Below are 5445 nucleotides of genomic sequence, written 5' to 3'. Positions count from 1 at the left end.
TTGCCATAAAGTCGGAAAAGACTGGGTAAAATTTGTAACAGCAGGTAAAGTGGGGCGGGCAGAAAAATCTGACTGCCGTAGAGAAAAAGTGGAAATCGATCGCGTCCAAAGCATAAAGTTTAAAGTTTGATGAAGAAGGCTTAATATGTCTCGTCGTGCGCTCATTCAAAAACGTCCCGTACCGCCAGACGCCATGTATAACAGTCGCCTGGTCAGCATGATGATTCGGCGGGTAATGAGAAGTGGAAAAGAGTCGGTGGCATCGGGAATCGTGTATGATGCCCTTAAAATAATTCAGGAACGGACAGGAGGAGATCCGCTAGAAACATTTGAGCGGGCTGTCCGGAATGCCACACCTTTGGTAGAGGTAAAAGCTCGCCGCGTCGGTGGCGCTACCTACCAAGTGCCAATGGAAGTGCGTGCAGATCGCGGTGCAACTTTGGCGTTGCGCTGGTTAATTCAATTTTCCAGGTCGAGAGCCGGTCGGACAATGGCCAGCAAACTGGCAAACGAGTTAATGGATGCTGCCAACGAAACCGGCAGCGCTATTCGCAAGCGGGAAGAAACACACCGGATGGCAGAAGCAAATAAAGCTTTTGCCCATTATCGGTATTGATTTCCTCACTCGCTGAGGCAACAGAAAAGTATAGAATCTTAACAGAGAGTTACAAAATTATAATCTACGGCAACAACCAAGGAGGTAGCCGTGGCACGTACCGCCCCGCTTGAAAGAGTACGCAACATCGGGATTGCAGCCCACATTGATGCGGGCAAAACAACAACAACAGAACGAATTCTGTTTTATTCCGGTCTGGTTCACAAAATTGGCGAAGTCCACGAAGGAACCACAGTAACTGACTGGATGGAGCAAGAGCGGGAGCGAGGAATTACCATTACTGCTGCCGCTATTAGCACCAGTTGGAAAGACCACAAAATCAACATTATCGATACACCAGGTCACGTAGACTTCACAATTGAAGTCGAACGTTCCATGCGGGTTTTGGATGGAGTAATTGCTGTATTCTGCTCGGTAGGTGGAGTGCAGCCTCAATCTGAGACTGTGTGGCGGCAGGCAGATCGGTATAACGTGCCTCGGATCGTCTTCGTCAACAAGATGGATCGGACTGGGGCAAACTTCTACAAAGTGTACGACCAGATCCGCGATCGCGTCAGAGCAAATGCGATACCGATTCAGCTTCCCATAGGAGCGGAAAGCGACTTCCAGGGAATTGTAGACTTGGTACGCATGAAAGCCTTGATATATAAAGACGATCGAGGAGAAGAAATCGAGGAAACAGAAATTCCAGAGGAATTAAAAGCTAAAGCAGAAGAGTTTCGGGTCAAAGTGGTGGAAGCAGCCGCCGAAACAGATGATGCCTTAACTGAGAAATACCTCGAAGGCGAAGAATTAACTGAAGCAGAAATTCGGAACGGGATACGCAAAGGCACGATCGCAGGTGCGATCGTACCGATGTTGTGCGGTTCCGCTTTCAAAAACAAAGGTGTTCAACCGCTGTTAGATGCAGTGATCGATTACCTACCTGCGCCAATTGACATTCCACCCATCAAAGGTCAGTTGCCAGACGGTAGCGAAGTATTGCGGCGTTCTTCAGACGACGAACCGCTATCAGCCTTAGCGTTCAAGATCATGGCAGACCCCTACGGTCGCCTCACTTTCATTCGCGTCTACTCCGGCGTCCTCAAGAAAGGCAGCTACGTTCTCAACTCGGTGAAGGGTAAAAAAGAACGGGTGTCTCGCCTGATTATTTTGAAAGCTGACGATCGGATAGAAGTAGACGAACTGCGAGCGGGCGATTTAGGTGCTGTTCTGGGTCTTAAAGATACTATTACTGGAGATACTCTTTGCGAAGAAAGCTCTCCAGTCATCTTAGAATCCCTATTCATCCCCGAACCGGTCATCTCTGTTGCCGTAGAGCCAAAAACCAAGCAGGATAGCGAAAAGCTCTCCAAAGCATTACAAGCTTTGTCAGAAGAAGATCCGACTTTCCGCGTCCGCATCGACCAGGAAACCAACCAGACTGTGATTGCCGGTATGGGTGAATTGCACCTGGAAATTTTGGTCGATCGAATGCTGCGTGAGTTCAAGGTAGAAGCAAACGTCGGTGCGCCGCAAGTAGCCTACCGCGAAACCGTTCGCAAACCAGTCAGCAGAGTAGAAGGGAAATTTATCCGCCAAAGTGGTGGGAAAGGTCAGTACGGTCACGTAGTCATCGACCTACAGCCAGGAGATCCGGGCAGCGGATTTGAATTTGTCTCCAAAATCGTCGGCGGTGTTGTACCCAAAGAGTACATTAACCCTATTGAACAAGGCATAAAAGAAACCTGTGAATCAGGGGTTCTGGCTGGCTATCCGCTGATTGATGTCAAAGCAACTTTAGTGGACGGGTCTTACCACGACGTAGACTCGTCGGAAATGGCCTTCAAGATCGCAGGTTCGATGGCACTGAAAGCAGCAGTTCAGAAAGCTTCACCGGTGCTGTTGGAGCCTATGATGAAAGTTGAGGTTGAAGTTCCCGAAAACTTCTTGGGAGATGTAATGGGAGACCTCAACTCCCGTCGCGGTCAAATCGAAGGGATGGGCTCCGAACAGGCAATTGCCAAGGTAACTGCAAAGGTGCCACTGGCAGAAATGTTTGGCTACGCCACTGATATCCGGTCTAAAACACAAGGCCGGGGCATCTTCTCGATGGAGTTTAGCCACTACGAAGAAGTGCCTCGCAACGTGGCTGAAGCTATCATCGCCAAGAGCAAAGGGAACGCATAACGATTTTAGATTTGAGATTTTAGATTTTTAGATTGAATTAAATCTAAGAACTAAAATCTTTAATCTCGAATCGATACTCGATAAAAGGAAAAGGAACATCTGATTCATGGCACGCGCAAAGTTTGAACGGAATAAACCCCACGTCAACATCGGTACGATCGGTCACGTAGACCACGGCAAAACGACTTTAACAGCGGCAATTACAATGACCCTAGCAGCGCTGGGTCGTGCAAAAGCCAGGAAATACGATGAGATTGATGCCGCGCCGGAAGAAAAAGCGCGGGGCATCACCATCAATACCGCTCACGTTGAGTACGAAACCGAAAATCGGCACTATGCCCACGTAGACTGTCCGGGACACGCTGACTACGTTAAAAATATGATCACCGGTGCGGCTCAAATGGATGGAGCTATCCTGGTGGTGTCAGCCGCTGATGGCCCGATGCCGCAGACGCGGGAGCATATTCTACTAGCTAAGCAGGTAGGCGTACCCAACATCGTCGTCTTCTTAAATAAGAAAGATATGGTTGACGATGAGGAACTGTTGGAACTGGTAGAACTGGAAGTCCGCGAACTTCTAAGCTCATACGACTTCCCTGGTGACGATATTCCCATCGTGGCAGGTTCCGCACTGCTAGCCTTGGAGACGATGACCAAGAACCCTGCAACGAAGAAGGGTGACAATGAGTGGGTTGATAAAATCTACGCACTCATGGATGCGGTAGACTCCTACGTTCCCACACCAGAACGGGAAATTGACAAGCCTTTCTTGATGGCAGTAGAAGACGTGTTCTCGATCAGCGGTCGCGGTACTGTGGCGACAGGCCGGATCGAACGCGGTAAGGTTAAGGTGGGCGAAACAGTCGAACTGGTTGGGATCAAAAACACTCGCAGCACAACCGTTACGGGTGTGGAAATGTTCCAAAAAACCCTTGACGAAGGGATGGCTGGTGATAACGTAGGGCTGCTGCTGCGCGGTCTGAAGAAGGAAGATGTGGAACGGGGTATGGTGCTGGCAAAGCCCGGTTCGATTACTCCTCACACTCAGTTTGAGTCGGAAGTGTATGTGCTGACGGAAAAAGAAGGCGGTCGCAAAACACCGTTCTTCGCAGGCTACCGTCCTCAGTTCTACGTGCGGACAACCGATGTAACCGGTACCATCAAAGCTTTCACCGCTGATGATGGTAGCTCCGCTGAAATGGTGATGCCGGGAGACCGGGTGAAAATGACGGTGGAACTGATCAACGCGATCGCGATCGAACAAGGTATGCGCTTCGCTATTCGCGAAGGCGGTCGCACCATCGGTGCAGGTGTCGTTTCTAAAATCCTCAAGTAGAAGCGTATTGACATAAATCTGGAGCAGAGAGCAATTGCTTTTCTGCTCCTTTGCTATCCCTCTAATAAATGAACAGCCTTGTAATTACAGGCTTACCAACTACCGAGTAAATTCAGAACCTAGACAATTAAACATGGCCACACTTCAGCAGCAAAAAATTCGTATTCGTCTTAAAGCTTTCGATCGCCGCCTCCTCGATACCTCTTGCGAGAAGATTGTCGATACAGCAAATCGTACTCAAGCTACTGCGATCGGTCCGATTCCCTTACCAACGCGGCGGAAAATCTATTGTCTGTTGCGTTCGCCTCACGTAGATAAAGATTCGCGGGAACATTTTGAAACTCGCACTCACCGCCGAATTATCGATATTTATCAACCTTCCTCCAAGACTATTGATGCCTTGATGAAACTTGATTTGCCCGCAGGTGTAGATATTGAAGTAAAACTTTAATCGGCGATCGATTAATTTTTTTTACCAGTATGCCTTTTAGGATAAGTCCTAAAAGGCTTATTTATTAGATGTTTATTGGTGTTTTATAGGGCAGATCCGCTAAAGTAGTTAAAGAAGCGCCGTTACCGACTGTACTATGCCTCCCTCTTCCTCAATTGCTGTGCGAGAGCTTCCACTTTTCCCATTGCCGGAAGTAGTTTTGTTTCCAGGTAGACCTCTGCCGCTGCATATCTTTGAGTTTCGCTACCGAATCATGATGAATACGATTCTAGATAGCGATCGCCGTTTTGGGGTGCTGCTGATGCAACCGGACGGCAAACCAGCCTCTGTGGGATGCTGCGCCGAAATTATTCGGTTCCAGCGTTTACCAGACGATCGCATGAAAATATTAACCGTAGGGCAGCAGCGGTTCCGCGTTCTGGAATTCGTCAGAGAAAAACCCTACCGAGTTGGTTTGGTCGAATGGATCGAAGATAACCCACCGGAAAAAGAATTAAATTCTTTGGGCGCAGAGGTCGAACAACTCTTACGGGATGTAGTGCGTCTTTCCGCTAAGTTGACAGAACAGAATATTGAATTACCCGATGATATCCCCAGTTTGCCCAGAGAATTATCTTATTGGGTCGCTAGCAACCTTTACGGTGTGCCAGCCGAACAGCAATCGCTGCTAGAAATGCAAGATACTGCGGCGCGACTGGAACGCGAAGCTGAAATTTTGACTTCGACTCGCAATCACCTTGCAGCTCGTACTGTGCTTAAAGATACCTTGAAAAACTGAAGAGTAGAAAAATTACTGAAAAACCGGGTTTCTCTAATGTTTTAGAAACCCGGTTTCTAATTAGTTATACCCTGTAATATATAGCGAGTTTTGAA

5 protein-coding genes are annotated in these 5445 nt (G+C 48.3%); all 5 read left to right on the top strand.

Annotation, left to right across the window (positions count from 1 at the left end):
- Window positions 1–145 precede the first annotated feature (145 nt).
- The 5 genes from rpsG to H6S82_RS16350 all read left to right on the top strand — a co-directional run bounded on the left by rpsG (window position 146) and on the right by H6S82_RS16350 (window position 5350).
- Window positions 146–616, top strand: a complete 471-nt coding sequence (gene rpsG, locus H6S82_RS16370) for a 30S ribosomal protein S7 (protein WP_190475546.1) — start codon at window positions 146–148, stop codon at window positions 614–616.
- 90 nt (window positions 617–706) lie between these two features.
- Window positions 707–2785, top strand: coding sequence for an elongation factor G (gene fusA, locus H6S82_RS16365; protein ID WP_190475548.1), 2079 nt, complete (start codon window positions 707–709; stop codon window positions 2783–2785).
- Between the two features lie 106 nt (window positions 2786–2891).
- Complete coding sequence (gene tuf / locus H6S82_RS16360; RefSeq protein WP_190475550.1) at window positions 2892–4121, top strand: elongation factor Tu; 1230 nt, start codon at window positions 2892–2894, stop codon at window positions 4119–4121.
- A gap of 133 nt (window positions 4122–4254) precedes the next feature.
- Window positions 4255–4572: a 30S ribosomal protein S10 gene (gene rpsJ, locus H6S82_RS16355; protein WP_190475552.1), complete on the top strand. Its 318-nt coding sequence runs from the start codon at window positions 4255–4257 to the stop codon at window positions 4570–4572.
- Window positions 4573–4708: 136 nt separating this feature from the next.
- Window positions 4709–5350 carry an LON peptidase substrate-binding domain-containing protein gene (locus H6S82_RS16350; RefSeq protein ID WP_190475554.1) on the top strand — a complete coding sequence of 214 codons (642 nt, stop codon included), beginning with the start codon at window positions 4709–4711 and terminating at the stop codon, window positions 5348–5350.
- Window positions 5351–5445: the final 95 nt, after the last annotated feature.

The organism is Planktothrix sp. FACHB-1355 (genome assembly GCF_014748295.1).
Taxonomy (GTDB): Bacteria; Cyanobacteriota; Cyanobacteriia; order Cyanobacteriales; family Aerosakkonemataceae; genus Aerosakkonema; species Aerosakkonema funiforme_A.
Note: the sequence above shows the minus strand (reverse complement) of the source record. Positions and strands in the feature narration are given on the sequence as shown.

Bases quoted from the DNA above. Each gene is read 5' to 3' on its own strand.
- rpsG (WP_190475546.1), top strand. From the start codon at position 146: ATGTCTCGTCGTGCGCTCATTCAAAAACGTCCCGTACCGCCAGACGCC.
- tuf (WP_190475550.1), top strand. From the start codon at position 2,892: ATGGCACGCGCAAAGTTTGAACGGAATAAACCCCACGTCAACATCGGT.
- rpsJ (WP_190475552.1), top strand. From the start codon at position 4,255: ATGGCCACACTTCAGCAGCAAAAAATTCGTATTCGTCTTAAAGCTTTC.
- H6S82_RS16350 (WP_190475554.1), top strand. From the start codon at position 4,709: ATGCCTCCCTCTTCCTCAATTGCTGTGCGAGAGCTTCCACTTTTCCCA.